Origin of the sequence: Gillisia sp. Hel_I_29 (assembly GCF_000744275.1) — a bacterium.
Lineage (GTDB): Bacteria > Bacteroidota > Bacteroidia > Flavobacteriales > Flavobacteriaceae > Gillisia.
Window position 1 is genome coordinate 1,117,244 of sequence record NZ_JQLP01000005.1, and the last position, 25,655, is coordinate 1,142,898.

Below are 25,655 nucleotides of genomic sequence, written 5' to 3' on the forward strand. Positions count from 1 at the left end.
TTAATTTTTTTTAAACTTTAAATATCCAAGATTTAAATATCCTTCCGTATTTAAATCCAGACCATTTACTCTCATAAATGTATTGTGAACTTTCTCTTTTTCATCCATCGGATTTGCAAACATTGAACTTATTTGTACAGAAAGTCCTCCATCTATATATTCTCCTTTAACATTCATTGAATGTTTGGTTTTAATTTCAAATGTTGCCATATTTTTAAATTACTTATTAAAGTTATTCTTCACTTTATTCAGTTGGTGTAATTGTATTAAATGCTTCTATTATTTCTTCCTTCCCAATAATACTCCCTTGATTTCTCTTATACCCAAGAACAAGTGTTTCTTGGCCTATCAAGAACGATCTATAAGAGTCTGATTTTTCTTGCTTGTATTTTTTAGAAAACAAAACTTGAACTTCATCAAAAGCCATAAAACCTTCACAAATAATGGTTTTGGGTTCAATGAATTCAATCAATTTCTTAGTCCACACTCTTCCACATTCAAACATCTGGGAACTTAAATTTTTTGGCAATAATCTCATGAGTTCATTAAAGTCTGCTAGATTATGAGTAGCCCAAGGATAGAAATTGATTTTAACTGTTGAGTTGCGTAATTTATCTTCTTTTCCTGCCATAGTAAAAAGGCTTTTCGTTTGTTCTCCTAAACTGTGTTTATTGAGATAATATTCTAATGCAGGTATGGGTTCAAATTGTTCAACAATTATCCCATGCCATTTATGGTAGCCTCCCCCAGGGTTGAAACCGATCAATAGGAATTCTGGCCTTTCGAGCAAAGGACTGAAAAGGATTTGACAACCTTTATATAATTCCTTAATGCGAGAATTCTTTTTACATTCTTGAAGTATCGAGAAGTGATATGATTTAATTTCTTCAGATATAGAAGAGTAAGCAGCTAAAAGTTCTGTCATAAGGAGGTTAGAAAGCGAAAGATTTTGAATGAATTCAGGGTCATTATAATTGCAACTCATGTAAATCTAAATTTTATGTTAAAGCGATGCTTTGTCATTTAGTAAACGTATAGAAATTCAATGTTATCGTTTAAAATTTTGTTTGTTCTCCTATTATATTTACACTGGGGTTAGCCTTAGAAATTATGAATTTAGGTAGGGACTGAAAAGTTTTTAAAAGTACCATATAAATTATTACAGGAATAACGGTTTCCCGTATCACAACTGCAAATTTTCAATATTATAAAAAACCATCGAAGCCTATCTTAAATTAAATACCCTACTAATTAAGCTAAGAATTGAGCTCCAATGGTTATAAAACGAAATTAAATTAGTCTAACTTCAAGATATGTCAGCTAATAATTCTTTAAAGAATTCTTTAGTTGTTCTTTGATCATTTTTTTGAGACTGAGTGGCTCCAAAACCTTTACCTGATCTCCATAAGAAAGAAGCTCCATTCTAAAATCATAGGTAGGTTTTATAAAATAGCTGAATCTAATTTCCTCATTATTTTCCAGAATGATTTTTTGGCTATCGTGAAGTGGTAGAGATTTTATATATCTTCCTTGTTGTAACGTAAAGGATAGTATCACTTCAACTGCTTTTTCATCAGTTCCATTGATAATACCGAAACTTTCTTTAAACTCTTTATGAGCATTATAGGTGACGGGTTTAAACCTTAGTTGCGTGATATTGAGATTCTGTATACGATCTAAAGAAAAGTTTTTGATTGCACCATCCTTCTCATCTAAAGCTATTAGATACCAACGATTTCTAGCTTCTTTTAATGAAAGTGGTTTTACCTTTCTACTGCTATGTGATCCATCCCAAAATTTGTGATAGTTAAATTCAATAAATAGGTTATTTTGAATGCCATGTATCAAGCCTGCCATATGCTCTGTTCCCAGATGTCTACGGTTTTCGAAAATTAATATATTCCCAAAGCCTTTTGACATTTTAATAGCGTTAACGATCTCAAAGTTTTCTCGAAGTCTTCTCGTTTGTATATCTTCAATATCATCTTTGATGTAATACTTATAGCTGGAAGGATCTGATTCGATTTCAATTTCATAAATAGAAGCAATTGCTTTGATATCTCTTTGTAAGGTACGTTGAGAGGTTTGTAGTTTCTCTTCTATTGCATCAGGATCGTTTAACATTTCATCCTGAATTTCTTGAAAACTCATGGGTCTTCTTCTTAAAAGCGAAATGATCTTGGTATATCTTTTTATCGTTTGGCGTACAGACATAATGAGATTTTAATAACAGAGTTTAGAAAAGAAAATAGTAGTTTGTGTTTTGAATAACTCCAAAGGAATTCTATGCCCTAACTGAGGATCTATATGGAGGTCTATTTCTTCTTTATCCAGACAGTTGGTCAAAAATGCTAAGGTCTCCTTAGGATCTACCACATCATCAATACCTCCTAAAACAAACTGCTTATAAAAATTACCTTTAGTGTAAGTAGGATTAATAGGGTAGTTGTCTTCATATTTAGCTAGTGGTGGATTAAACAGTAAACATGGCCTTCCAATACTTTCTGAAATAATATAGGAGTTTAAGGCACCCATGCTACTTCCAATGATCACATTAATCTCAACATCTTTTAGCTTTTCCAATATTAATTTCGGTTGTATGTGCTTAATGCTATAATCAATATCGGGAGCATAAACTTCCCCGAAATTTTCAAGTACTTGTCTTTTTTCTGGACTCAATCTGCTATGAAGTCCGTGTAAATAGAGTATGTTCATAATTATTTAGTTAATAGCTGTTGAGAAGATCACTTCGATAAGATTTTTCGTCTTTAGGCCAATTCCATTTCTTGTAAATCTCTTTAAGTTGAGGTTATTCGATTTGAGTATCTGAAAAACTTTTTTTGACTACGCGTCTTAATTTACTATTCGCTTTTAGCTTATCCTCCTTTTCTGAAGATACCAAACAATTTCCTGTGATTGGTGTTTTCCTTTTCGATCTACTCATCGGTGTTGAATTCAATAAAACAAATTAAGCCAATTGAGGCGACAAAATATGTCGGCATTAGAATTAATCAAAAATTATTTCATTTAAAATTATTCCATAATTAAAAAGTGAATTTTGTCAGAAACGTAATAAAAATTTTACACTATATAACAAAACCAAAGCTGCTTTGAAAAAATAACCGACATTAGTTACTCGACGTGAAAAATAGTGTTTGATAAGAGGTTTACATGAAAATGATTTCTCTATATGATCAATGATTATTTTATGAGTGAAGTCATGAAAGACATTTATTTTCGAAAACAAAGAAGAGTAAGATCTCACCAGAAGAGTTGGGAATACAATGCTCCTAAATTAACCAGAACTAATCTGCGCGTGGTTCCTGTGCTGTTTTTATAGCGTTCGGGAAGATGAGCGTTAAGTAAAAACAGCAGAGGGCGCATATGTGCTGTTATTTGAAGCTTAAATCTATGAAGATTAAAAAGATGCAGAACTTTGATTTATTTATAAAAATCGGGATGGGTATCATCCTCTGCATAAGCTCTTTTCTCACGATAAACATTTTTGTTTATTGGATCAGCAATTTTGATAAGATTTAAAAGAATCTTGAGTGTAGGCTCCAAAGAGTCTTTTTCCATTTTTCGTAATAGTACTTCCAGCGCATCCATTCTTTTATTGAAAATATGAAGTAATCTATTATTAGTTAGCGGGAATGGTTTAAAGGGAGAAATATAATTCTTTTCAAAAAAGTCCAGCATCGCTTCCATGGATTCAGTATAATTCACATCATTTTCTATGGCGTATTTTTTAAAGCGTTCTACCGTTTCGGAATGAAAATTAATTCGGGAGAAATTCTTACTCATGGCACTAATTTTTTTGAGATTAGGATAATTGCGTGTACTGTTTATAGGACCTGCCAACCGTTTATGGTATATATCAACTTTTGGATGGATTTACAAACTTTGAAATAAGGTTGCAAAACACGGTAAATCAATAATTTATGAGAAAATGAGAATGACCTAACATCGCGTAGCGTGTTATCCTCTTGCTACTCATTTTCCTTCGCTTTCAGCTTAATAAAAGAGTACTTTTTTTGTGAATACTTTCTTTATTTAATGCAGTATTCATAAAATCTACCTAAAGATAACGAAAAGAATATATTGATTTGTTTTTTTAATACGGTCTCTATTAGTTTCAAGATTAATATTAATTCTCTTTTGATTTATTCTCATTTTTGGTCTTGGCTTCCAGCTTTTCCCTCAATGTCTGCATATCATCGCTTATTTTACGATCTACGATCTTAACATAATGTTGGGTGGTTCTAAGATCCTTGTGTCCCAACATTTTGCTCACAGATTCTATAGGCACACAATTTGTCAGCGTGATGGTTGTGGCAAAAGTATGCCGGGCCAAATGAGTGGTAAGTGGTTTGGTAATATCGCAAAGGGCAGCGATTTCCTTTAAAAATGCATTTGATTTCTGGTTACTCAATACAGGTAATACATATTTTCCATCTTTAACTTCAGGGTGGTCTTTATATCGATCTAAAATCTCCTCTGCAACTGGTAGGAGAGGAATGCTACTAAGTGATTTGGTTTTGGTTCTCTTGATACAAATCCATTTGCTACCATCAATTTCTTAGGTAATATAAGCTTTACTTAACTTTTTCAATTCAGAATAAGCTTTACTAGTGTAGAAGCTGAAAACAAACATATCCCTGACCAGTTTCAACGCGGTAAAGTTGAAGATTCGTGTGTATTTGTTTTGGAACTTTTATTGTTTAAATAACTGGTATTCTATAGTTTCCTTATTACCCTTTTAGTTAAAAAAGGATGGAAGCTGACAATCCCTATGTTGGCTAAGGTGATGTGAATAATTTTCTTGAGCCACATATTGGAGTTAAATAGAAACGTGGTCTATAGGTGTTTAAGAACAGGATTTAAGATATACTTTTCATTCATCATGTAACATAATAGTAAAATCTCTTACTTAATTGCTTGTGTATAATTTAAAAAGCTGTATTCATACTAGATGTTGTTGAGAAACGCTGACAAACATTTACAGCAGAAATCTTGACTTTAAAATTAATTTTTATCTCAATAATAACCTGATTCACGAAAAAATATAATGAAAATAACTAAATACCTTTTACTAATAGTCCTTTTTGGCCTCTTTGGCATTTTTGGTTATGTCTACTATCTTACATTTACTCCGCATGGACGTTTGAACTGGGGACAGGCTGTGTTTTTAAAAATGACTGTTAATGATAGTGTGTCAGAAATAGCTTATAGGCTAAAAAAGATGACTGTAATAGAAAGAAGCCATTTGATAGATCAAATGCCTATTAATTTGGAAGGTTTAAGTGTAGATACACTGAAAATAACAAGTGATAGTCTCACAACATATATTTTTAAGTCTAAGAATTTTGACAAGAATAGTCCTGTGGTAATTTATTATCACGGAGGCGCATTTGTATTACCTTGGACTAATCTATCTGTATCTTATGCCACAAGATTGGCCCGATTATATAATGGGATTGTAGTATCAGTTGATTATAGGGTTGCCCCTGAATACCCTTTCCCAATTCCTAACAATGATTGTTATGCAACTTTTTTATGGACCATTTCAAATATTGAAAATTGGGGAGGAAACCCAAAAAAAATAATCGTTGCAGGTGAAAGTGCCGGTGCAACCTTTGCATCCTTAGTGTCTATAAAAGCAAAAGAAGAGAATTTAGCCAATATTAAATATCAAATTTTGGAATGTCCTGCGATCTATTCACCTTTAGAAACAACTGCCTATCAAAATTTTAAAATAGGTTATTATTTACAGGAACCCGAGATGAAGTATGGGTTGCAAAGTTATTTGCCAAATACTGCTGACCTGACAAACCCCTTGGCTTTTCCATTTTATTCGGATAACTTATCTAATATGCCACCTTCATATATTGTTACTAGTGAGTTTGATCCATTAAAAGATACAGGGAAAAATTTTGCAGAAAAACTTAAAAACGCAAATGTCCCTATCATCCATAAGGAAATGAAAGGGATGATTCATAGTATACCAGGACCTTTCAATGAAAAGGACAGAGAAGATTTATATAAGGAAATAAGGACTGAATCTCAGAAATATTTAAATTAATGATGACTCTATTTTAATATACAGCGAGAAAAAGAGAAGTGGTACCCCATGGACTGAACTTTTTGAATTTTATATATTTTCTAAATTTTGTTTTAATCTTGCTTTTTCCTTACCATCTAATTTTCCTTTCAGTGTCTGCATATCATCACTTATTTTACGATCTACGATCTACGATCTTAGCATAAAGTTGGGTGGTTCTAAGATCCTTGTGTCCCAATATTTTGCTCACAGATTTTATAGGCACGCTATTTGTCAGCGTGATGGTTGTGACAAAAGTATGTCGGGCCAAATGAGCTGTGTGGGGTTTGGTAATTCCGCAAAGGACAGCGATTTCTTTTAAAAATGCATTTGATTTCTGGTTACTTAATACAGGTAATACATATTTCCCATCTTTTACTTTAGGGTGGTCTTTATATCGATCTAAAATCTCCTCTGCAAGGGGTGGGATTGGAATACTACTTAGGGATTTGGTTTTTTTTTCTTTTATTCGAATCCATTTGCTTCCATCAATACCCTTAGTGATATCTGCACTGCTCAGTTTTTTTACGTCAGAATATGCCAGTCCGGTCTTGCAGCTAAACACAAACATATCTCTCACGATCTTAAGTCGATCCAGATACAGCTCTTTATCAACTAGTATCCGCACTTCTTCTTAATTTAAATATTCTCTTTCTACAGCATCAAACTTGACTTTGAAATTGTAGAATGGATCTCGATCCATCCACTGGTTGGCTAGGCCAATGCGAATTTTCTTTTTAAAATTATTCACGTATTTCAAGGCGGAGTTATGATTGCACTTTCGTTTCGTCTTTAGAAAATACTCGAATTTAGAGATGAAGTGATGGTTGATATCATTCATTGGATAATCCTTGGCCTTATATTCTTCGTTTATGAATTGTTCCACATAATTACAACAGGTCCAGTATCGCTTCGCGGTGCTTTTATATATGCTTTTACCGGAAAGACGATCAATTTGTTCATTATGCTCTTTAAAGACCTCTAGGGTCATTTTAAGCTTAGGTTTATTTTCGCCTTTAAAATCGTCAAGAATATTTTTTAAGGTAATACATATCCCTTTCTATTAGTTGCTGGTGTATATTCTTGATCTTATTCCTGAGAACAGTGATATAATTATTTAATTCAATCGCTTCCAGACTTTTTCCCAGAGCTTTCTCAGATTTAGAACTCCACTTTCTAAGACCAACTTTTCGGCTTATACTAATGTCTGAGCGCTTGTTTTTTTGGCTTTAAAATTCCCATTTAAAGTACTAAAAAAGTACTTACGATTTAAAACTTTAATACTTTGTAAAGAATTGGTATTCAGTGTATTTTAGGCTTTCCGGTGTTCAATTTTTGAAGTAAAAATTGGTCGCCAAATTGCACACCAGATATGTGCTATTATTTGATATTAAACGATATTCTAAAAAATGAAAAACCCCGTAAATCCTAGGATTCCGGGGTTTTTGATACCATTTGGTAAGTAAAAAGTGGAGTCGGAGGCTATTGAATATACTATAATTCAGTTTATTTATCCTATGCAAATAAGTGGGTAAAACCTTTATTGACATCTTGTTTTATTACTTATTATAACTTACTTTTGAAAGTAAATATAGGTAAAATTGTCACCTATTTTGTCACCTTTATTGTCACCTCTTTCAAAAGTGTATTTATATGACTTCAACTTTTTATCTCAAGGAAGCTAAAACTACTGGCGAATCCTTAATTTATTTCTCTTGTCACTTTAAAGAGGAAGGTAGGAAATTCGTTTATTCTACCGGAGAAAAAATTGCACCTACTCATTGGGATCAGAAGAATAAAATGCCTGTAATGCGTGGGAAGAATAAAGCAATCAATCGGGGCTCTATAAAAACACAGTTAGGCAGATATGAAAGTTGTTTTAAGAACACGCGTTCCCGATGTATAGAAATGCAAGAGGATTTTACTTCCCAAGTTTTAAAAACTGCTTTTGATGAAGAGTTTAAAAAATCCCCTACCGGAAAGAATATTTTCTTTGATGCCTTCGAGATCTTTATGGATCAGAAGAAAAAAAATCAGGAGTGGAAGAAATCAACTGAGAAGAGGTATAACAATATTCAAAATCTATTGAAGTCTTTCCAAGCTGAAACAGGTTATAAGTTGAATTTCAATGCCATTAACAGTAGGTTCCATTCTGAATTCACCTATTACTGCATTGAGACGAAAGGGCACGTAAACAATACCTATTCCAGAAATTTAGGACTATTCAAAACCTTTATGCATTGGGCCTTGGAAAATGGTTACACGTACAATGAAGAATTTAAAAAAATAAAGAAAATTTCTAAAGTTGTAACTCAACAAATAGCACTTAAAAAGTCCGATCTGCAGAAGTTGATGGATCACGAATTTGAACCAAAACAAAAATATCTAGAACGTGTCCGGGATGTTTTCGTTTTTTCATGCGTTACAGGTTTAAGATTCGGTGAATTAGGCCTTGTGTCAAGGAATAATATTATTGATGGCAACTTACACCTTAAAGAGGAAAAAGGTGCAGAAAAGGAAGCTAGAACAATTCCATTGAATGATTTAGCAGAATATATACTAAAAAAATACAATTATAATCTTCCACTGATAACCAACCAACGTCAAAATGACTATATCAAGGATATTTTTGAGGAGGCAGGTTACACCTGGGACGTTGAAAAGAATGTAACTAGAGGGAAGAATGTTGATCGACAGACATTGCCATTTTATAAGCGCGTAAGTACACATACAGCAAGACGTACTTTTATCACAATGCTTAAGCGCGAGGGAAAAAGCGATAAGCTTATTTCCAAAATTACCGGCCACAAAGACCTGAAAACCTTAAATCAGTATTACCAGGTTGATGATGAAGCAAAAAAAGAGGCAGTAACTTCTACATTCGATATTAAATTTAATTCCTTGAAGAAAGTTGATTAACTCGGCGCTAAAATAAAAGTTTATGGATAACTCTGAAAATAGTACTGGTCTACAATTAGACCGTATAGAGATTAGAAGAATAATTGCAATAGGTAAGAAAAAAGGAAGTAATTTGGGAATGTTTGAATTTAAGGGTGAGCTAAATTCATTGCGAGTACATTCTATTAATAATGAACATTTGGCTGAGATGGTTCACGAGTACATGCAAGACATTCAACTGGCTTACATTAGGCATAAATCCTACTATAAGATTGCTATCACGAGCTTCCGATCTTCGAAAGATAAAATAATTGCAAAAGCAAAGTTGTATAATGAGACAATCGATCCTGAAAATAAAGAACAGGAAACAAATTTTGCAGCTTCAATGTATGAGAGCTTTATAAAAACTCAACCAGATTTTGGTTTGGGTATAGATATTCTGGAAGAAATAAAAGAACTAGAAAATGTTGTTACAATCTATGAATGTTTGGAAGAAAAAAAGAGACGGGTAGATGCAATTATAAACGAAACAACTGAAAGAATACGAAATAAGGAAAACGTACCGGTAATATATACTGATAAAGACTCTCAAATATTCAATACTGTTTGGGAAGCGGTTATATATCACTCAGTATTAGTCGATATAGATCCAAAGAAGTATATCAGGAGCAAGAAAGATATACCTGATCTAGTTCAAACCTGGATTAAGCCAGATGGTAAAGCTATTTCTCCTAATACTTTCTATCAGAAACTTCAAAAGATTCAAATGGCAAAGAAGGGAATTGCAGACCCTAAGCACGGTAAGTATACTATTAACGATTACGAATCTGTAAAACAAAGACTGATAAGGGGTTTTCCTCAGGCAGTTTCTGTACTTGAACTTAATTATTACCACAACGAATTATATTAATTAAAAATCGTAACCCCTTTCCGTAACCCCTTACCTATAGATTACCTATAATTCTTTTACAATTTAGCCTTGAATTTAAAAATCAAGGTAATGGAAAAAATAACTCAAGTACACGGAATCACTCGGGAAGATCTCTTCAATGCTTTCCAACGATTGGAGGATAAAATCAATAATCTTCAAGCGGCCAATCGTAAACCGAAAAAACATTCTATAAAGGAACTAGCTCAGAATTGCGGAGTAGCAGAGCTAACCGTTAGAAACTGGATTGCTGATGGTAAAGTTAAAGCGGAAAGAATTGGACGTAGGATCTTTATATCAGAAGAAGAATTTCAGAAAGCCTTATCTGAAGTGAAATCAATTAAATACAAAAGGTGAAAACCTAGTGTTTTATAACTCTAGGTTTTTATCTGCACTAGTAATTGATTTCAGGGAATGAAGGATAATTTTATTAAACAACCAAATCATATTTTCACAGCGAGATTTACATTGTCTAGGCTGGAGAAAAATATAATCTACACTATCTTGGATAAGCTTCAAAAATCAATGAAAATGGACTTGAATGATCATTTCGTTGAAGAGAAAGTTACGGCAAAGTTGAAAACATTAGATAAAAATCGGAATTATAAAAGAATTAAATCAGCAGTAAAATCTTTGGGTAGTAAGCAAGTAGAATTTGAGCTAAACATTCCAAATGGCAATAAACCTTATTTAGTTCAGGAGAATGTAACCTCTTTGGTAAGTGGTCTTACACATGTTCAGAACTCTGATTCGATTTCATTTATTATTCCTTCACAAGCCAGTAAATTTTTCTGTTATATTGGGGGAGGGTATACTATTTTTCAGAAAACTATCGCTATAAGTCTAACCTCTTTGTATTCCAAACGTTTGTATGAACTTTGCTGTAGGTGGATTGATAAAGGAGGTTACAATTGTTCTATTGAAGATTTTAAAAAATTAATGTCTATAGAGAATAAATATAAGCAAATATCTCACTTGAGAGAGCGAGTTTTGGAGGATTCCAAAGATGAACTTGAAAAGTTGTCAGATGTTTATTTTAGCTATTCTCTCAGAAAAACTGGGAGAACTTATACTACAATTTCGTTTAAATTTCATAGAAGTCTCGAGATTGGAAATAATAATCGACCAGTAAGAAGTGAACATTACTCATATGTGTATAATTTTCTTAATCAATATTTCCCACGATATTTAGATGATAAGGCTCTTGTTTATAGCGATTCTATAGCTAATGCGGATGAATTATATACGGCGTACAAAAGGTTCGGTAGATTGGACGATGATCTAGCAACTGGTAAGAAAGAAAAACGAGATATTACCAATTTGCTGAACACAGTAATTTTGAAAGAATTAAAAGCGATATAAGGAAAGTCATCAAATCACACATAAAAAAAGTTATGTGTGATATATCCTTAGAACTTCGTCAATTTGTGTGATTAACTTCGTCAATTTGTGTGATTTCACTTTTAAAACTTCGTCATTTTGTGTGATTTAGATCTGTTAAGGTCTGTAAATACAGGGGCTGAGAGACTGCTACAATAAGGTTAACCTACAATTATTTACAAGGTTATAGAAGAATATTAAAAAAATGCTTTTGAAAAGAAAAATAAAATAGTTTTTTCAGGTATTTGAAGACTTTAAATAATGAGAAAAGATTGAAAGTGAAAATTGATGGTTGAGATTTTTAGATCGAATATTTCGTGAAAACCAGGAACGGAACCCTCGTCCAAGCATAAATTAGTTATGATTTCAGGAGGCATTCATTTTATTTTCAGAAGCCAGAAAAACATAGGTTCATTTTAGGTTTGCAATGGAGGAAAAAAACGGAAATAGTTGTTTTTAAATTTGGAGATTTCCTGTAAACTTAAATGTTAAATTCCGGAAAATGGTCTGCAAGATGTGTACTCGTCCGTACAAATTTTATAAATTTTCACGATCGATTACAGACTTGCCAGCGGAGCAGGAGAAAAACACACTCGCAACTCGTAAATAAATAAGAATGGAAGAAAAGAAAAAAAGAAAAAAACTTTATAAAAAAAGCATTGAAAAAAAATTCTTAAAAAAGCGATTTGAATTCAGATTATCTGAAGCGGAATTAATTGAATTGAAAACAAAAGCACAGGAAGCTGGACTAAATACATCTACATATGCCCGAAAAAAGGTGATGGACACAAAAGGATCAGTATTCAATCCTAGACCTTTAATTCAACACTTTTTCAATTATACCGGGGCAGTCAATAAGGTAGGGAACAATATTAACCAGGTAACAAACTATATTAATTATTTGAAAAAAGAAGGAAAGACTGATGAAAAGGCAGTTTTGGAATTTAACCAATTATTTTACGATCTTGTAGTACTAATGACTGAACTAAATAGGGTTATGCATTTTGAATTAAAAAAACTAAGATAATTGTCTCAAATATTCTCCAATGAATAACTGCACGGATTTTCTATCTTTGTTTGTCTAAGTTATTTTGTACCCTTGAAAAATTAAAGTAGCTTTTATAGTAATTAGAATAAATAATAAATTATAAAAAAGAGATTATAAAAAACAAAAACTATAAAATAAAAAATATATTTTTTATAAAATAAAATTCTTAAGCGTTTAGCTTTTGATTTTGGTACTAGGAAATCGCCAGTTTTTTATATCCACCTCAATCAAAGCAAGGCGCCCACGTTTCGGCGTGGGCTGCTCTTGTTTGGTGGATGGGTGTCTGGCGATACCTCTGGTACCGACATGTTGCAGTTCCACGCTTTTTTTGTGCTTGGACTTCACGATCAAAGGCTGACCTAATCTTTAAAATGAACCTATGAACCAGTTAGCACATCTAAATTACAGTTTTGAAGAAGTCGAAATATTAAAAACTCTTGCCAAGTACCACGACGAGCCAAAAATTGCTGAAAATATTTTATTCTCTGGTTTAAACGAATATGAATATACCCAGGTAAAAAAAATAATACAAAAGTTTTACCTCGATGGTATATGGGACTTTGAAGACACTGCAAATGGTAAAGGTCAATCCACTTTCAATTTTGATCTTAAAAACAACATACTCGAATACCCCAATCCTATCCCAAAAGAGTACAAAGAAGATATTAATTTAAACAGCGTTTTAGAGAAGCTCTATGCTTCAAATCTAGAAACTTCAGAAGCGAAATATATTACGGCTCTTATCAAGAAAGATCTTATTGACCAACCTAAATAAAATATCATGAAGAAAGTTTTTCCATTTTTACTTATTACTATGATGGCTTGTAACAGCCAACAAAATATAGATGCTCAAAAACAGGCAATTGTCAACTTCTTGCAAGAAGATGCTAAAGGAGTTAAAACCGATTTAAAGATTGAAGTTTCGCAAATAGAAATTACTGATGTTACAGTGGCAGACAGCATTAGTATTTTGAAAGAAAGGTATCAAGCAGAAATAGAAAAAGCTCAAAAATCGATAGACAATTTTCAATCGAATATCGATAGCGCAATGAAAGAAAACAAATCATTGGATAATTCCAATATTGATAACCTTGCTAATATAGCAGCCAACAAGTCTATTGGTGAAATGAATCAAAGAGGTCTTGAAAAGGCCCAGGCTGCGCTAAAAGAGGTAGATAAACAAAAATCTATATCATTGGCTAAATATGAAGATAGGGATGAAAATGAACTCCTTGTAAAGAAAGCAGAAACCACTTTTTCGTTTTTTAATCCAAGATTACAAACACGCCAGGAAAGAACAGACGATTTTGTTATGTCAAAAGATGGTTCTGAGGTAGTGGGGATAATAGAAAACGGGAAAGTAAGGCGAAAGAGAAAGTAAATTTTAAAATATATAAAATCTAAAATTATAATTTGTTGCGTTGATTTATTGAACTAAGGATTTTAATATAAAATTGGAGCCAACGGTTTGCGGTTATCACAAGTTACGGGAGTCGGGACGCGGACTTGTCGGCTTAACCATTTTCTTTATAGGTTACTAAAATTACACTTTTTCCATAATACCCGGAATTTGAGATGAACCGCTGTTAGCTCGCGTATTTTACTCTAATTTAACTTCTTTCCATTTGTCAGATTCAGCGAACTCTTTTATTATTTGATTTCTTTCCTCTAATAATCTTGTCATATATTTTTTTAGAAAGAGATAGTCTGCAATTTTACCTAAAAACATTAATGGTGATTTGTAGTCTAAGATATCTGTCATTAAAGTTCCATTTTCTTGTTTAGTAAATATGTGCTGATGTTTAAAACTTTCAAAAGCACCACTTAACATTTCATCTGTGAAGTTGTCGGAGTAATTGTATTGTGTAATTTTAGTTGACAATTTTTGAGTAACGCCAAAATGTTTTCCTTTCCAGGTTACGCTTTCATTAGGACCAATTAATCCACTTGTAACTCCAGCAATTGCTTCTTCATTAGTTTTTGCAACCGAAATTTTATGTAGATCAATACTTCTTGATAAATTGAATACCAATTCTTTGTCAGCCTTTATGTGAGTCAGTAATTTTATTCTTGGCATTCTCTTGTGTATTATACTGAAATAGGTTGACCATTTTTGATCTAATTTTCGACAGGTTAAATGGTCAATAGTTCTAAATTTTGTTTGTTCCTTTTGTAGGAATGATAGTCTACATTTCTATTCAAATGAACAAAGTTAGGGGTGTTCAATTTGAGACTAAAATGGGGTCTTTTGTTGTTGTAAATCTCAACAGCTCTTTTGACCATCTTCTTTGCTAAGTTAGTATTTTTTATAGTTCGTTTTAAATCATATTCATATTTAAGGGTTCTGTTGATTCTCTCAGCTACGGCATTCTCGTAGGGATCGTACTTCTCAGTCATGCTCATGATTATTCCGTTTTCCTCAGCAAAGCTGGTGTATAGTGGGTTGCAATACTGAATTCCACGATCGGAATGATGGATGAGTTTCTGATTCTTGTATTTTCTATTTTTAATAGCCATTCTAAGGGCATCGATGCAAAGTGATGTCTTCATATGGCTTGCCAATTTATAACCCATAATTTGCTTAGAATAGGCGTCTGTGACTAATGCCAAGTAACTGTGTCCGTTCTGCGTTTTGATATAAGTGATATCGCTTACCCAAAGTTGTTCCGGCCTGGTGGGCATTTTATCTTTTACCAGGTTTTTGTATTTAAAGAACCGGTGTTTTGAATCGGTTGTGTTGTGGAACCGCTTTAATTTAGGAACGAGCAGGTTATTCATTCGCATTACTCGATAGAATTTATCCCTTCCTATTTTAATACCGAGTCGGTTCATATCTGCCTTTAATTCCTGATACAGTTTAATTCCACCGGTACGCAGTCCATACTGACTCCGATACTCTTTGATGAGTCGAATAATTAGCTGTTGCTCTGTTTGCCTGTTCTGATGAGATTTTAACCGCTTATAAAAAGCTTGTTTGGAAACCCCAAAACATTGAATCAACCATTTTCTTTTAAACGGTTTTGCTTCTTTTTTTCGATCTCGTCTGCTAATGTTTTGGGCAATGACTTTTTTGACATATCAACTCCGGTAATAAGTTCCATGTCAGCAATAATGTCTTGTTGGAAGTCTTTTACAAACTCTAATTCCTCTATTTTTTCTTTGAGTTTCTTGATCTCATCTTTCTAGCTCATCCCTTGTTTCTTTTGTTCTAAAGTACTGTATTTTTTCAACCAATAATAGATGGAAGCTCTGGAAACCTGATATTTATCGGAAGCATGATTGATAGAGATCTGTGCATTTTGGATCTGATCGATGATAACCAGCTTAAGATCGTATCCTACTTTTTTGTAGGAAGTTTTTCGACAGTGTTGATTTTGTTCTTTCATTAGGTATAGTGCTAAAAGGTTTAATTTTTAGTCAACCTATTTCAGGAAAGTACAGATAATTATTTTCTTAGTAACGGTGCCGCTTATTGGCGATTAACCGTTGTTGTGTACAGTTTTTATCCTTTCTATTCCTAAATGTGCATTTCGAATCAATTTTACAGCAGTATTATTATCACAGCCAATGGCTGTTTTGGAATCATCATATAAAGTAGTGAAACACCATTTTTTATTTTTTTCAAGCACAAATTCTGGGGAAAGATTTGAAAAATTTGAAGCTATATCTTTAATCTGTTCTATTTTTGTAAAATATAATGACGGTAAGTCATTGTTTTCAATATTTCCTCGAATTTTTCTTAAAACATCATAATGGCAATATACTTTTGTTTGAAGGGTTGAATCGAATACTCTTAAGAGTTCTAAAATATCATTAAAATAAATACTAGAACCTTCTTCACTTCCCCATAAATAATTTGGTCTCGTATCTTTGTTTCGGACCTGATACATAACGTAATCGTAATAATCTTTAAAGTCTTCTCCTTCTTTTAAAAATTCCTTTTTGAATTGGTTAAATGTCAAGACACGTTTATTTTTAGGTCTTCCTAGTTCGTCGCGAGAAGATTCACGACCATTTTGAATATCTAAATCAATTAAAATCGGATGATGATAGATGAAATAATTATCGAAATCCTCAGAGAACCAGTTTTCAATCTCATTTGGATAACTTCGACTTCCACTTTTTCTTTGTATCCAATATCTAGGAACTTTAAAATTTATCATTTTCTTAAAAATGTCTTGTCCTGAAATATGGCTACAGGTTAAAATTGATTTTACGCTGTTAATTTATATACCATATTTGGAGTTTGATAGTCTAAAGATAAATGTAATCTAATTGCATTATATAATTTAATGGCACTTTTTGCTGCTCTTTTCGCGTGTTCCTTGTTTGTGAAGACCTGATCGAGATAGAATTCATCTTTCAGGATCCCATTTACGCGTTCTGCCATTGCATTTTCGTAACAGTGATTTTCTTCAGTCATACTGATAGCTATCTTTTTTCTTTTAAGGATTTGAGTATACACATTGCTGCAATATTGTATCCCTCTGTCTGAATGGTGTATGAGCCCTTTGATGTCTTTGGCTTGGTAAATCGCTTTATTAAGTGCTCTCACGCATCCTTTAAGTTCTAGGCTATCACTAAGGTCATAACCCACAATCTTTCTGGAATGCATATCTGTAATGAGTGCTAGGTAACAAAATCCTTTTAGAGTTCTGATATACGTAATGTCCGATACCCAAACTTGATTAGATCGGTTTACTTTTAGATCTTTTATAATGTTATTGTACTTATAAAACCTGTGATACGAATTGGTTGTTCTGGCACTGTACTTTTTTCTTAATGTCAACATTTTATGTTCTCTAAGAACATTGAACAGGGTGTCTCTACCCACTTTCAGGTGTTGTTTTTCAAAATCCTGTCCTAGGGATTTCATAAGCTTTCTCACGCCTTCTCTAGGAAGGGATTTACGTCGTCTTTTAACGATGGTAATTATATGTTGTTCAACCTTTTTTCGCTTATCAGCTCTGCATTTATACTTATAATAAGCATCTCGCTTTAGTTCAAAACAATCACATATTTTGGTTAACGAAGCAAATCCCTTAGCTTTTTCCTTTGCTATGATTAAGGCTTGATATTTAGTTTTTTTTTAAGTTCCAAGACACTTTTGTAGCCTAGTTTTTGAGCAGCTACTTCCAAGTATGCATCATCGACAAGTTGATCCATATCCTTTTTAAGGAGTAGTTTTTTAAGCTGTTCAATCTCTTTTTGGAGTGCTTTGATCCGTGTTATTTCATCCTTTGTTTCTATCATAACCCTTGTGTTCATTAGGTCTTTACGTTCATACTTTCTGATCCATTCATTGATGGTGGAAGGAGCAATCCCATAGAGTTTGCCTAGTTCATACTTTGTGTATTTCCCAGTACTAAGTTCTGATAAAATTTTTAATTTGAATGGTTCACTGTAACGTCTGGTTACTCTGTCATTTTTATACATAACTGTTTAGAATTATGTAGCCTTTATTCAGGACGAGTCAATATTGCTGGCAACGGTCTCGGTTCGTATGTTAGATTTGAGATTGTAATTTAGCTAAAAATAGGAATTAATTATTAAACTCCATAGAAGGGATAGGGAGGTCTCGGTAGATACATTTAATCAATGATATCGTGTGTTAGAAATTCCACCCTTCTATTAATTTCTCTAAGAACTTGAACAGTACCTAGATCCTATAACAGAGATCGTATCAAAAGCGAGCAAAAGTGATGGAGAATAGAGTTTAAAAAATCAACATTATTATGAAGAATGAAATTTTGAAACTCTCCTTAGGAGTAGATGTCTCAAAAGAGACTTTGGCTGTTTGTTTGTGCCGTCTAACGGCTAGACTTACAAAGGAGTTTGAAGATCCATTTGAGGTTAGTAATGATTTATCAGGTTTTAAAAAGTTGGTAAAGTGGTTACTTAAAAATGCCAGTTCTCCAGAGGATATAGTTGTCGTTATGGAATCGACAGGTATTTATCATGAAGCTTTGGTATACCATCTCTATGGGGAAGGATTTCCTGTAAGTGTTATGCAATCAGGACGTGTAAAGCGCTATGCTCAAAGTTTGGATCAACGTTCCAAGACCGATGCCTTAGATAGCCGTATGCTTGCCATGCTTGGTTGTGAAAGAGAGTTGGCATTATGGAGCCACCAGATCCAATATTACGTCAGTTAAAAGGCTGAGTCGGGAACGATCTTTTTACTAAAGGAAAAGCAGATGGAGCGAAATAGACTTCATGCCTTGGAACACTCCGTTTATAAAAGCAAGCGGGAGCTAAAGCGCTATGGACAGCGATTAAAATTGATTGAAAAGCAGTTGATAGAAATAGAAAAGGAGATGGAAATTCTAGTTAAGAATGATCCACAGTTGCATCAAAGGATTAAGCATTTGGAAAGTATCCCCGGGATCTCTTTTAAATCTGCAGCGACCGTAGTAGGTGAAACTTTGGGTTTCACCGGTTTTACTAATGCTAAACAATTGACTAGTTATGCAGGATTTGATGTGGTCTTGAAAGAATCTGGTGCTTATAAGGGAAAGACGAGAATCAGTAAGAAAGGGAATAAACATATTCGTAGTGCACTATATATGCCAGCGATGAGTGCCATACAATGGAATCCAACCTTGAGAAAATTTTACGAACGAGTCCAACCCACTAAAGTCAAACCAATGATAGCCTTAGTAGCAGTAGAGCGAAAGCTATTGGTATTAATGTATAGTTTATGGAAAAATAAAATAGATTACGATCCAGAACATGAGCAAAAAAAGACAGCAAGAACCGAAGTCCTTGCTGCACAGGATAGAAGTAATTTAGCATTGACAACTTCCTAAAATTTTTATCAAAAATACTTGTTTTCTAACACAGTACCTAACACAAGTTGCGGGAGTAGGGACGCGAACTTGTCGGTTTTGTTCTTTTCTTTCTTAGGATACTAAATTACACTTTTTCGATAAAACCCGTTATTTGTGATAACCGTTGTTGTACACAGTTTTAGTGTTCCTCAATTTCTATTATAAAGTTACCTACAAGGGTTGATTTTATATTTACGGGAATTGCTCCAAATGATGTCACAATAAACTTAAACACATTTTCAGAGAGTTTTTCATTGTCGGAGAATAATAAAAATTCCATAGTAGTATTCTCAGTTAATCCATTAGATTTTAAACTCCAAACTTTGTTTAAAGTCAAAGGTCCTTTTTCATAGTTAAAATAAGTAGAATCTAATTCCAGATTAATTCTACTATTTACATTCCCTGTAGCAATTTTAGGAATAAATATATATTTTTTAAGACCTGCACAATTACATAAACTACTTACTTTTATTTTATATTTTTTGTCGGCTTTTAGATCAAAAGTAAAATTTTTATAATTGGATTTAATTGAGTCATTATAATACAAAATGGAATCATCCAGAGAAAGCTTATCTTTAAAATCGGCATTTACTTTAATTTCTTTTGCAATTGAATTATTTGCTTCAAATAAGTCTACTGAATTTTTGCTCTTTATCTGTTCATATCCTTCATTAGGATTTATTTTTCTTGAACAAGAAGTAAAGATTAAAATAATAGATATAAAATAAAAGTAAAATTTTCGGGTCATATTCTAAAATTGTGTACAACGGTCTTGGTTAAGGCAAGTGGCGTGGAGTAGGGACGCGAACTTGTCGGCTTTGTTGTTTTTTACTTGGTCTCTAAAATAACACTTTTCATCGGAATGCCCGCTATTTGCGCTTAACCGATGTTGCCCACAGTATTTAAAACCAGAATTTTAATAATCATCAATATTCTCTTCAAATTTGGTTATATGATGAATCATTCGGGTTTCACCTTTTTCATTGTATTCCTGCAAAAAGATAATATCATCAATAACTCCCTTAATAACATTCACATATTTCGTTTTAGGCTTGTAATAAATCTCAGCCGTCATTGCTGTATCTAACACATATGACTGAATATGGTTTTTATTTATTTGTGACCAATCATCTTCTTTTATACTTTTTTCCAAATCTTCTAGGTTAATATTTTCAAAAGTATAGTACAGAAAAGTATACCTCTTATCTTTTTCTGAAAGTTTAAGAGTGTCCAATGAGGAATTGTAAATTAATTCTATTTTTAATGAATCCTCGGGTATCGAAGATCTATTATAAACTAACAAAATTTTATCGTTTGTTATTTTTGCTTCCTCTTTTTTTAGATCAGATCTACCGTTTCCTTTTTCCTGTTCCTTGCACGAGAAAATGAAAAAAATAAACAGTAATGGATATATATAACAATAAGGTTTCATTACATCAAAGTTGGTTCCTGGTTAGTTAAACAGTTTATACTTTAGTTTGACTAGAATCTTTGTTCATATTGTGGGCAACGGCCGCGCATAACACAAGTTGGCGGAGTAGGGGATGCGAACTTGTCGGCGTAGACCTGATTTGTTGGTCAAGATAATTATTTTCTTTCTAACGGTGCCGCTTATTTGAGTTATGCGCTGTTGTGTGTAGTTTTTTAGTCAAAACTATATTCTTTAGAAAGGACTAAACAAATTTCTCCTTTGTACTATAAATATGATATGGTTTAATAAGAAAAAATGTTATCTCATGATTTTAACAGATTTTTTGATAAAGTGGTGTGATCCAAATAGTATGATTATACCAATTCCTACTAAAATGGCAAGTGAAGAGTAGTTGATTACATAATAAGTGTCACTTAGATTTATAGTTAAAAATTTTTCTTTGAAAATTATGCCTAAAATTATAGTTGATATTAATGCAATTGCGAAATAAAATTTTTTCATGGTTAGTATTTTAAATTGTTCGAAAAAAATGCGTTGTATAATGTGAAATTTCCAAAATCAAAATCTTGAAAACTTATATCTTCTAAAATATAGTTGTCCCAACTCAAATTAAATGGTTTTAATCCGAAATTTACTTTTATGTATTCCGATAAATTTGTAACCAAATCCTTTGATTTTTGTGAATATTGATTTTCTGTAATAATTTTTGGAGGAGATTCAAAAATTCTATTATCGGAATCAAGGTTTACTTCTGTTAGAAATAGTGTAAAATATGGGATTAATTTACTCAATTGAAGTTTATATCGTAAGAGGTTATTCTCAACAATGATGTCTAACCAATAGCATTCAGCTCGATCTAGCCAATTATCCAATGAAACCTTTTGAAATTTATATTCATTAAATTTTACAGAAATTTCATTTTCTAATTTCTCCAGATTTTCTTTTCTAGAAGAACTATTTATTGAAGCTTTTAGATTTATAAATTCTTGAGTTTTAATATAATCATCTGTTTTCTTCGTTGCCGATAAATTTGATGGATAATATAAATATACGATCTGTTTTAAAATTAAAATTTCATATGTATCCAATGATTTTTTCACAATGCTCTGTTTCAAATTTAATAGTAAATTTTACATAAAAATTACACACAACGGTCTCGGTTAACACAAGTTGCGGGAGTAGGGACGCGAACTTGTCGGTTTAGTTGTTTTCTTGTTAGGATACTAAATTAGACTTTTTCGATAAAACCCGTTATTTGTGATAACCGTTGTTGTTGCCAGTGCGGTTACTTGCCTATTTTTAAAATTCTTATAGCACCTTGAACTACTAGAATAAAAACAATTGTTCCAATAATTAAGTCAGGCTTACTTGAATTCAACCATTTAACAAGTATAGCAGCAATTATAACTCCTACATTTATTATTACATCATTTGAAGTGAAAATCATACTTGCTTGCATATGAGCTTCTTGTTTGCTTTTAGATTTTTGCAGTAGAAATAAACAAATTCCATTCGCAATTAAAGCAAAAATTGAAACGATAATCATTGTTTGAAATTTAGGAAGAGTTTCACTTCCAAAAAACCTTCTTAGCACTTCTGCAAATCCAATTAATGCAAGTAAGATTTGAAAATAACCAGCTAAATTTGCAATTTTTTTCTTTTTTACAACAGAACCACCGACAGCGAAAATACTTATTCCATAAACAAAAGAATCGGCTAGCATATCTAAACTATCGGCAACTAATCCCATAGATTTAGAAATTATACCGGTTGTCATTTCCAATATAAAAAAGATGAAATTTATAGCTAGTACATACCAAAGTAATTTTTTCTGTTGAGCATTTGTTTCAAATTCTGTTTGGTCGGTTTCTTCCGTCTTAATTTTTTTGGTTCCTAATTTTAGTCCGTCTAATGATTCTTCTATAGATTGAATTTCACCTTCGTGAAATACTGTTAATTTTCTATTCGGAATATCGAAATCAAGATTTTTAATACTAGAGATTTCATCTAATTTCATCCTTATCAGATTTTCTTCTGAAGGACAATCCATTTTTGAAATTTCGAAAACTGACTTATTCATTGAGGTATAAATTTATCTAAAGATAAATATTGGTTTTAAAATTTGGGATTTTCGTTTTTAGAAATTTGGTTTTTAAGCTGAATGTTCAATGTCCGCATTGGCTACAACGGTCTCCTTTACTTCGTTTATTAATAAATATACCTTTGAGATGAAGAAGGAGGAGAACTAAAACGGTCTCTAGATTACAGATCCAATATCCGTAAGAGTCCTCCATTCTTCATATGGGCAGCAAAGAACCATTTGGAATACCAGGTCAATAAATGGACCCGTTAAAGGAGTTAGTTACTGCGCCCTTCAAATATTAATTTTTAAAAATATGAAAAATTACCAAGAAGTAATCGGAATTGATGTTTCAAAAAACAAGTTAGATGCTTTTGCGTATAATCGAAGTTTACATCGTGAGTTCAGTAATGATGTAGTGGGTTATAAAGCCTTGTTGAAATGGGCTAACGGTAAGGAACAGAAAGTGTTTTTTTGTTTTGAGAATACAGGTCATTATTCCTTGAAGTTAGCGTTGTATTTATCGTCGAAGAAGGCGGTTTATGTGCAGGAAAACCCAGTAGTGATCAAAAGATCCTCTGGAGTAATCAGGGAGAAGAATGATGTTGTAGATGCCATGATGATCGCCAGATATGGTTGGCTTCACCGAGAGGAACTTTCTGCCAGTGAGCTGAAAGATAAGGAACTCTTGGAAGTAGGCAGATTACTCGCTTTACGGGATCAACTGGTTCGAAGTCGTACAGGATTAATGAGTACCCTTTCCGAGCTAAAGAAGTTACTCAGCAGTAGTTCAACCGATACCTGTTGCAAGACGCTGGTAAGCTCTATTGCTCATCTAACTTCTCAAATAAATAAAATAGAGAAGCAACTAAAATCACTTATAAAGAATTCTGAAGCATTATCACAAAACTATCGGTTGATCTCTTCTTTAAAAGGCGTGGGATTAGTTGTAGGTGCCCAGTTGCTTTATCACACCAATAATTTTAAACGTTTTGATAGCTGGCGCCAATTCTCCAGTTATTGTGGGACTGCTCCTTTTGGTCATAGTTCTGGGAGCAGTATTCATAAAAGGCGAAAATGTCACCCGATGGGAGACCGGCAAATGAAGAGTCTGCTTAGCATGGCTGCTTGTACAGCTATTCAACATGATAGTGAATTACGCCGTTATTACAAGAAAAAGCTAGAAGAAGGTAAACTAAAGATGATTGCGCTGAATAATGTTCGCAATAAGCTATTATCCAGAGTGTTTGCAGTAGTAAAAAGAGGTACTCCGTATGTGGAACTACATAAATTTGCTGCCTGAAGAATTAGGGAAAAAAGTTTGGATTTAACCTTGGAATACGGTTAACACAAGTTGCGGGAGTAGGGACACGGACTTGTCGGTTTAAATATTTTCTTACTTAGGATACTAAATTAAACTTTCTCGACAAAACCCGTTATTTGTGATAACCGTTGTTGCCTGCAGGCATTTAGTCAGTTTTATATAATGTTGGTTTTGTTATTCCATTTTTCAAATAAATTTTTTTATTCATCTCAAAATTCATTTCCGACATTCTGTTCAAATAGTCTTCTAATGGTTCAAGTCCAATAGCTTTTCTTCTTTCATTCACGTTTAAACTGTCTTTTAGATTTTTTGGGTATGCTTGAGATATTTTGAAGTTATAAGCGACTTGAGTACCATAAATTTGTTTTTTTCCAGTATTAAGATTTGACCTATCTGTTAAAAGAGCATAATTGGAAGCTGTGTCATTTCCTTTTTCTACCTCAATTTTCATTTGTTCTAAATATTCTTTTTGAAATTCAGGGTCGTGATCGGAATGCTGCACAATTATAAATGCAATATTAGAACCTTGATTACCTACTAAACTGTAACCTGGATATCCATTTTTTTCGATTATTTCAACAATCAATCTTTGGTGAGATTTATAAATACTGTCCTTAAATAAATTCCACTTTTCTTGAGAATAATCAGAATAATTTTCAGGTGGAAAAGCGTTACTCGCTGCTAATTGATCAATTTCTATTACTCTATTTAGTTCTTGAATTAAATCATTATTTAATTCAGTTCTTTCAACTCCTTGATTAGATGCAATCTTTTGTTCTTTACATCCAACAAAAAGAAAAACGAATAATGATATTCTAAAAAAATGTTTCATTTAAGTGCTTTTTTTGCTTGCTGGCAACGTTTAGTATATGAAAAGTAGGCGGTTTGGAAGCACGAAACTTTCGGCTAAGCACAAACTTTGATAAGAGCCAAAAGCCTTGAATTTACTACTGTTTCGCCTATTTTTTATATACATTGTTAGCTGTAGTCTTTTCAACTTTCCCACGTTATATAGTCTAAAGTTCCATCTTGATTAATATTCAAAACTAAAAGCTGATTGCAAGGTTCTCCATCAATGTCAATCGAATAGTCAAATGTTGCGAAATAAGAAGCTTGTGGATAAATTCCAACTCTTATTAAGTTCAGTTCTTCCATTAAAAGACTATTCCTCGATTTTTTTCGATTTTTCAAGTCAATTATTCCACCTAATTCACTTTCATCAAGTTCGTCAAGGTAGAAATTCAGATAGTCCGATGTCATACTCACGTCTTGCTCAAAGTCCGATTTTATGTAATTCCGATTTTGGTGGTCAAATTCAGGTATCTTTTTTACGAATTCCATAATTTGATTTAATTCAGCTTGATTTGTCGAATCGGTTTCAAAGTTTAAATCCAAGTTCAATTTCCGCTCTCCATAATTTATTGTCCAATCGTAATAATCCTCCAACTTCTCAATGTTAACTTTTGAAAAATTTGGTTTCTCTAAAATTAGGACTTCTGCTTTTTTATTTTCAGATTCTTCTTTATTTTTTTTGAAAAAGTCAAATATTCCCATTTGCGTTTTTTTGGTCAGATTACAGCTAACGGTCTCGGTTAACACAAGTTGCGGGAGTAGGGACGTGGACTTGTCGGTTTA

At 32.7% G+C, this 25,655-nt stretch carries 31 protein-coding genes; 11 read left to right on the forward strand and 20 right to left on the reverse strand.

The annotated features are described in order from the left end of the window. The 6 genes from P163_RS10135 to P163_RS18585 form a co-directional block, all read right to left on the reverse strand. The gene (locus P163_RS10135; protein WP_034890427.1) at positions 1-210 is read right to left on the reverse strand and encodes a DUF6140 family protein; all 210 of its coding nucleotides are present in this window, start codon (positions 208-210) and stop codon (positions 1-3) included. Between the two features lie 34 nt (positions 211-244). Then, positions 245-985 carry a hypothetical protein gene (locus P163_RS10140; protein ID WP_156100686.1) on the reverse strand — a complete coding sequence of 247 codons (741 nt, stop codon included), beginning with the start codon at positions 983-985 and terminating at the stop codon, positions 245-247. 335 nt (positions 986-1,320) lie between these two features. Further along, positions 1,321-2,214, reverse strand: coding sequence for a helix-turn-helix transcriptional regulator (locus P163_RS10145; RefSeq protein WP_034890449.1), 894 nt, complete (start codon positions 2,212-2,214; stop codon positions 1,321-1,323). Between the two features lie 9 nt (positions 2,215-2,223). Continuing rightward, positions 2,224-2,715 (reverse strand): YqiA/YcfP family alpha/beta fold hydrolase, encoded by a 492-nt coding sequence (locus tag P163_RS10150; RefSeq protein ID WP_034890452.1) that lies wholly within the window; start codon positions 2,713-2,715, stop codon positions 2,224-2,226. 726 nt (positions 2,716-3,441) lie between these two features. Beyond that, positions 3,442-3,804, reverse strand: coding sequence for a BfmA/BtgA family mobilization protein (locus P163_RS10155; RefSeq protein ID WP_034894260.1), 363 nt, complete (start codon positions 3,802-3,804; stop codon positions 3,442-3,444). A gap of 343 nt (positions 3,805-4,147) precedes the next feature. Further along, entirely contained in the window at positions 4,148-4,576 is a 429-nt protein-coding gene (locus P163_RS18585) for a site-specific integrase (RefSeq protein ID WP_410503404.1), read from the reverse strand. Between the two features lie 492 nt (positions 4,577-5,068). Between P163_RS18585 and P163_RS10165 the strand changes: the two genes are divergently transcribed. Continuing rightward, positions 5,069-6,082 carry an alpha/beta hydrolase gene (locus P163_RS10165; protein ID WP_081891325.1) on the forward strand — a complete coding sequence of 338 codons (1,014 nt, stop codon included), beginning with the start codon at positions 5,069-5,071 and terminating at the stop codon, positions 6,080-6,082. 154 nt (positions 6,083-6,236) lie between these two features. Here P163_RS10165 and P163_RS18590 read toward each other — a convergent pair whose 3' ends face one another. Both P163_RS18590 and P163_RS18595 read right to left on the reverse strand, forming a co-directional pair. Then, positions 6,237-6,728, reverse strand: a complete 492-nt coding sequence (locus tag P163_RS18590) for a site-specific integrase (RefSeq protein ID WP_051931218.1) — start codon at positions 6,726-6,728, stop codon at positions 6,237-6,239. Between the two features lie 6 nt (positions 6,729-6,734). After that, positions 6,735-7,091, reverse strand: a complete 357-nt coding sequence (locus tag P163_RS18595) for a phage integrase SAM-like domain-containing protein (protein WP_051931219.1) — start codon at positions 7,089-7,091, stop codon at positions 6,735-6,737. 662 nt (positions 7,092-7,753) lie between these two features. Here P163_RS18595 and P163_RS10175 point away from each other — a divergent pair. The 7 genes from P163_RS10175 to P163_RS10205 all read left to right on the forward strand — a co-directional run bounded on the left by P163_RS10175 (position 7,754) and on the right by P163_RS10205 (position 13,735). Continuing rightward, entirely contained in the window at positions 7,754-9,019 is a 1,266-nt protein-coding gene (locus P163_RS10175) for a site-specific integrase (RefSeq protein ID WP_034890457.1), read from the forward strand. A gap of 22 nt (positions 9,020-9,041) precedes the next feature. Then, positions 9,042-9,908, forward strand: coding sequence for a hypothetical protein (locus tag P163_RS10180; protein ID WP_034890460.1), 867 nt, complete (start codon positions 9,042-9,044; stop codon positions 9,906-9,908). Positions 9,909-9,998: 90 nt separating this feature from the next. Then, positions 9,999-10,283, forward strand: coding sequence for an excisionase family DNA-binding protein (locus P163_RS10185; RefSeq protein WP_034890463.1), 285 nt, complete (start codon positions 9,999-10,001; stop codon positions 10,281-10,283). Between the two features lie 57 nt (positions 10,284-10,340). After that, entirely contained in the window at positions 10,341-11,288 is a 948-nt protein-coding gene (locus P163_RS10190; protein ID WP_034890468.1) for a replication initiation protein, read from the forward strand. 634 nt (positions 11,289-11,922) lie between these two features. Next, positions 11,923-12,333: a plasmid mobilization protein gene (locus tag P163_RS10195; RefSeq protein WP_034890471.1), complete on the forward strand. Its 411-nt coding sequence runs from the start codon at positions 11,923-11,925 to the stop codon at positions 12,331-12,333. A 400-nt stretch (positions 12,334-12,733) separates the two neighbouring features. Then, positions 12,734-13,129, forward strand: a complete 396-nt coding sequence (locus P163_RS10200; RefSeq protein ID WP_034890474.1) for a hypothetical protein — start codon at positions 12,734-12,736, stop codon at positions 13,127-13,129. A 6-nt stretch (positions 13,130-13,135) separates the two neighbouring features. Beyond that, on the forward strand, positions 13,136-13,735 hold the full coding sequence (locus P163_RS10205; protein ID WP_034890477.1) for a hypothetical protein: 600 nt from the start codon (positions 13,136-13,138) through the stop codon (positions 13,733-13,735). A 219-nt stretch (positions 13,736-13,954) separates the two neighbouring features. Here the strand turns inward: P163_RS10205 and P163_RS10210 are convergent, their stop codons facing one another. The 6 genes from P163_RS10210 to P163_RS10235 form a co-directional block, all read right to left on the reverse strand. Then, entirely contained in the window at positions 13,955-14,431 is a 477-nt protein-coding gene (locus tag P163_RS10210; protein ID WP_034890480.1) for an SRPBCC family protein, read from the reverse strand. 56 nt (positions 14,432-14,487) lie between these two features. Beyond that, complete coding sequence (locus tag P163_RS10215; protein WP_034890505.1) at positions 14,488-15,354, reverse strand: IS3 family transposase; 867 nt, start codon at positions 15,352-15,354, stop codon at positions 14,488-14,490. 182 nt (positions 15,355-15,536) lie between these two features. Continuing rightward, the gene (locus P163_RS18600; protein ID WP_231556188.1) at positions 15,537-15,740 is read right to left on the reverse strand and encodes a helix-turn-helix domain-containing protein; all 204 of its coding nucleotides are present in this window, start codon (positions 15,738-15,740) and stop codon (positions 15,537-15,539) included. Between the two features lie 93 nt (positions 15,741-15,833). Continuing rightward, entirely contained in the window at positions 15,834-16,517 is a 684-nt protein-coding gene (locus P163_RS10225) for a hypothetical protein (RefSeq protein WP_034890507.1), read from the reverse strand. A gap of 50 nt (positions 16,518-16,567) precedes the next feature. Beyond that, on the reverse strand, positions 16,568-17,419 hold the full coding sequence (locus tag P163_RS10230) for an IS3 family transposase (protein ID WP_051931220.1): 852 nt from the start codon (positions 17,417-17,419) through the stop codon (positions 16,568-16,570). Further along, on the reverse strand, positions 17,419-17,790 hold the full coding sequence (locus tag P163_RS10235) for a transposase (RefSeq protein ID WP_034890511.1): 372 nt from the start codon (positions 17,788-17,790) through the stop codon (positions 17,419-17,421). Before P163_RS10235 ends, P163_RS10230 begins: the two co-directional genes overlap by 1 nt. 299 nt (positions 17,791-18,089) lie before the next feature. Here P163_RS10235 and P163_RS10240 point away from each other — a divergent pair, with 299 nt between their 5' ends. Together P163_RS10240 and P163_RS10245 are read left to right on the forward strand one after the other, a co-directional pair. Then, the gene (locus P163_RS10240) at positions 18,090-18,509 is read left to right on the forward strand and encodes an IS110 family transposase (protein WP_034890513.1); all 420 of its coding nucleotides are present in this window, start codon (positions 18,090-18,092) and stop codon (positions 18,507-18,509) included. 42 nt (positions 18,510-18,551) lie between these two features. Next, on the forward strand, positions 18,552-19,163 hold the full coding sequence (locus P163_RS10245; RefSeq protein ID WP_034890516.1) for an IS110 family transposase: 612 nt from the start codon (positions 18,552-18,554) through the stop codon (positions 19,161-19,163). Between the two features lie 160 nt (positions 19,164-19,323). On the opposite strand, the gene P163_RS10250 is transcribed toward P163_RS10245, so the two are convergent. The 4 genes from P163_RS10250 to P163_RS10270 all read right to left on the reverse strand — a co-directional run bounded on the left by P163_RS10250 (position 19,324) and on the right by P163_RS10270 (position 22,696). After that, positions 19,324-19,932, reverse strand: a complete 609-nt coding sequence (locus tag P163_RS10250; RefSeq protein WP_034890519.1) for a hypothetical protein — start codon at positions 19,930-19,932, stop codon at positions 19,324-19,326. 168 nt (positions 19,933-20,100) lie between these two features. Beyond that, positions 20,101-20,616: a hypothetical protein gene (locus tag P163_RS18605; protein ID WP_034890521.1), complete on the reverse strand. Its 516-nt coding sequence runs from the start codon at positions 20,614-20,616 to the stop codon at positions 20,101-20,103. Between the two features lie 503 nt (positions 20,617-21,119). After that, positions 21,120-21,716 carry a hypothetical protein gene (locus P163_RS10265; protein WP_156100688.1) on the reverse strand — a complete coding sequence of 199 codons (597 nt, stop codon included), beginning with the start codon at positions 21,714-21,716 and terminating at the stop codon, positions 21,120-21,122. Positions 21,717-21,901: 185 nt separating this feature from the next. Continuing rightward, entirely contained in the window at positions 21,902-22,696 is a 795-nt protein-coding gene (locus P163_RS10270) for a cation transporter (RefSeq protein WP_034890548.1), read from the reverse strand. Positions 22,697-23,012: 316 nt separating this feature from the next. On the opposite strand from P163_RS10270, the gene P163_RS10275 reads away from it, so the two are divergent. Further along, on the forward strand, positions 23,013-23,999 hold the full coding sequence (locus P163_RS10275) for an IS110 family transposase (protein WP_034890560.1): 987 nt from the start codon (positions 23,013-23,015) through the stop codon (positions 23,997-23,999). A 166-nt stretch (positions 24,000-24,165) separates the two neighbouring features. On the opposite strand, the gene P163_RS10280 is transcribed toward P163_RS10275, so the two are convergent. Beyond that, the gene (locus P163_RS10280; protein WP_051931221.1) at positions 24,166-24,852 is read right to left on the reverse strand and encodes a DUF6624 domain-containing protein; all 687 of its coding nucleotides are present in this window, start codon (positions 24,850-24,852) and stop codon (positions 24,166-24,168) included. A 161-nt stretch (positions 24,853-25,013) separates the two neighbouring features. After that, positions 25,014-25,574 (reverse strand): DUF2004 domain-containing protein, encoded by a 561-nt coding sequence (locus P163_RS10285; RefSeq protein ID WP_034890570.1) that lies wholly within the window; start codon positions 25,572-25,574, stop codon positions 25,014-25,016. Between the last annotated feature and the right edge of the window lie 81 nt (positions 25,575-25,655).

Excerpts from the sequence above, each read along its gene's own strand:
- P163_RS10135 (WP_034890427.1), bottom strand. The coding sequence starts at position 210 with ATGGCAACATTTGAAATTAAAACCAAACATTCAATGAATGTTAAAGGA.
- P163_RS10140 (WP_156100686.1), bottom strand. The coding sequence starts at position 985 with ATGAGTTGCAATTATAATGACCCTGAATTCATTCAAAATCTTTCGCTT.
- P163_RS10145 (WP_034890449.1), bottom strand. The coding sequence starts at position 2,214 with ATGTCTGTACGCCAAACGATAAAAAGATATACCAAGATCATTTCGCTT.
- P163_RS10150 (WP_034890452.1), bottom strand. The coding sequence starts at position 2,715 with ATGAACATACTCTATTTACACGGACTTCATAGCAGATTGAGTCCAGAA.
- P163_RS10155 (WP_034894260.1), bottom strand. The coding sequence starts at position 3,804 with ATGAGTAAGAATTTCTCCCGAATTAATTTTCATTCCGAAACGGTAGAA.
- P163_RS10165 (WP_081891325.1), top strand. The coding sequence starts at position 5,069 with ATGAAAATAACTAAATACCTTTTACTAATAGTCCTTTTTGGCCTCTTT.
- P163_RS18595 (WP_051931219.1), bottom strand. The coding sequence starts at position 7,091 with ATGACCCTAGAGGTCTTTAAAGAGCATAATGAACAAATTGATCGTCTT.
- P163_RS10175 (WP_034890457.1), top strand. The coding sequence starts at position 7,754 with ATGACTTCAACTTTTTATCTCAAGGAAGCTAAAACTACTGGCGAATCC.
- P163_RS10180 (WP_034890460.1), top strand. The coding sequence starts at position 9,042 with ATGGATAACTCTGAAAATAGTACTGGTCTACAATTAGACCGTATAGAG.
- P163_RS10185 (WP_034890463.1), top strand. The coding sequence starts at position 9,999 with ATGGAAAAAATAACTCAAGTACACGGAATCACTCGGGAAGATCTCTTC.
- P163_RS10190 (WP_034890468.1), top strand. The coding sequence starts at position 10,341 with ATGAAGGATAATTTTATTAAACAACCAAATCATATTTTCACAGCGAGA.
- P163_RS10195 (WP_034890471.1), top strand. The coding sequence starts at position 11,923 with ATGGAAGAAAAGAAAAAAAGAAAAAAACTTTATAAAAAAAGCATTGAA.
- P163_RS10200 (WP_034890474.1), top strand. The coding sequence starts at position 12,734 with ATGAACCAGTTAGCACATCTAAATTACAGTTTTGAAGAAGTCGAAATA.
- P163_RS10205 (WP_034890477.1), top strand. The coding sequence starts at position 13,136 with ATGAAGAAAGTTTTTCCATTTTTACTTATTACTATGATGGCTTGTAAC.
- P163_RS10210 (WP_034890480.1), bottom strand. The coding sequence starts at position 14,431 with ATGCCAAGAATAAAATTACTGACTCACATAAAGGCTGACAAAGAATTG.
- P163_RS18600 (WP_231556188.1), bottom strand. The coding sequence starts at position 15,740 with ATGAAAGAACAAAATCAACACTGTCGAAAAACTTCCTACAAAAAAGTA.
- P163_RS10225 (WP_034890507.1), bottom strand. The coding sequence starts at position 16,517 with ATGATAAATTTTAAAGTTCCTAGATATTGGATACAAAGAAAAAGTGGA.
- P163_RS10235 (WP_034890511.1), bottom strand. The coding sequence starts at position 17,790 with ATGTATAAAAATGACAGAGTAACCAGACGTTACAGTGAACCATTCAAA.
- P163_RS10240 (WP_034890513.1), top strand. The coding sequence starts at position 18,090 with ATGAAGAATGAAATTTTGAAACTCTCCTTAGGAGTAGATGTCTCAAAA.
- P163_RS10245 (WP_034890516.1), top strand. The coding sequence starts at position 18,552 with ATGGAGCGAAATAGACTTCATGCCTTGGAACACTCCGTTTATAAAAGC.
- P163_RS10250 (WP_034890519.1), bottom strand. The coding sequence starts at position 19,932 with ATGACCCGAAAATTTTACTTTTATTTTATATCTATTATTTTAATCTTT.
- P163_RS18605 (WP_034890521.1), bottom strand. The coding sequence starts at position 20,616 with ATGAAACCTTATTGTTATATATATCCATTACTGTTTATTTTTTTCATT.
- P163_RS10270 (WP_034890548.1), bottom strand. The coding sequence starts at position 22,696 with ATGAATAAGTCAGTTTTCGAAATTTCAAAAATGGATTGTCCTTCAGAA.
- P163_RS10275 (WP_034890560.1), top strand. The coding sequence starts at position 23,013 with ATGAAAAATTACCAAGAAGTAATCGGAATTGATGTTTCAAAAAACAAG.
- P163_RS10280 (WP_051931221.1), bottom strand. The coding sequence starts at position 24,852 with ATGAAACATTTTTTTAGAATATCATTATTCGTTTTTCTTTTTGTTGGA.
- P163_RS10285 (WP_034890570.1), bottom strand. The coding sequence starts at position 25,574 with ATGGGAATATTTGACTTTTTCAAAAAAAATAAAGAAGAATCTGAAAAT.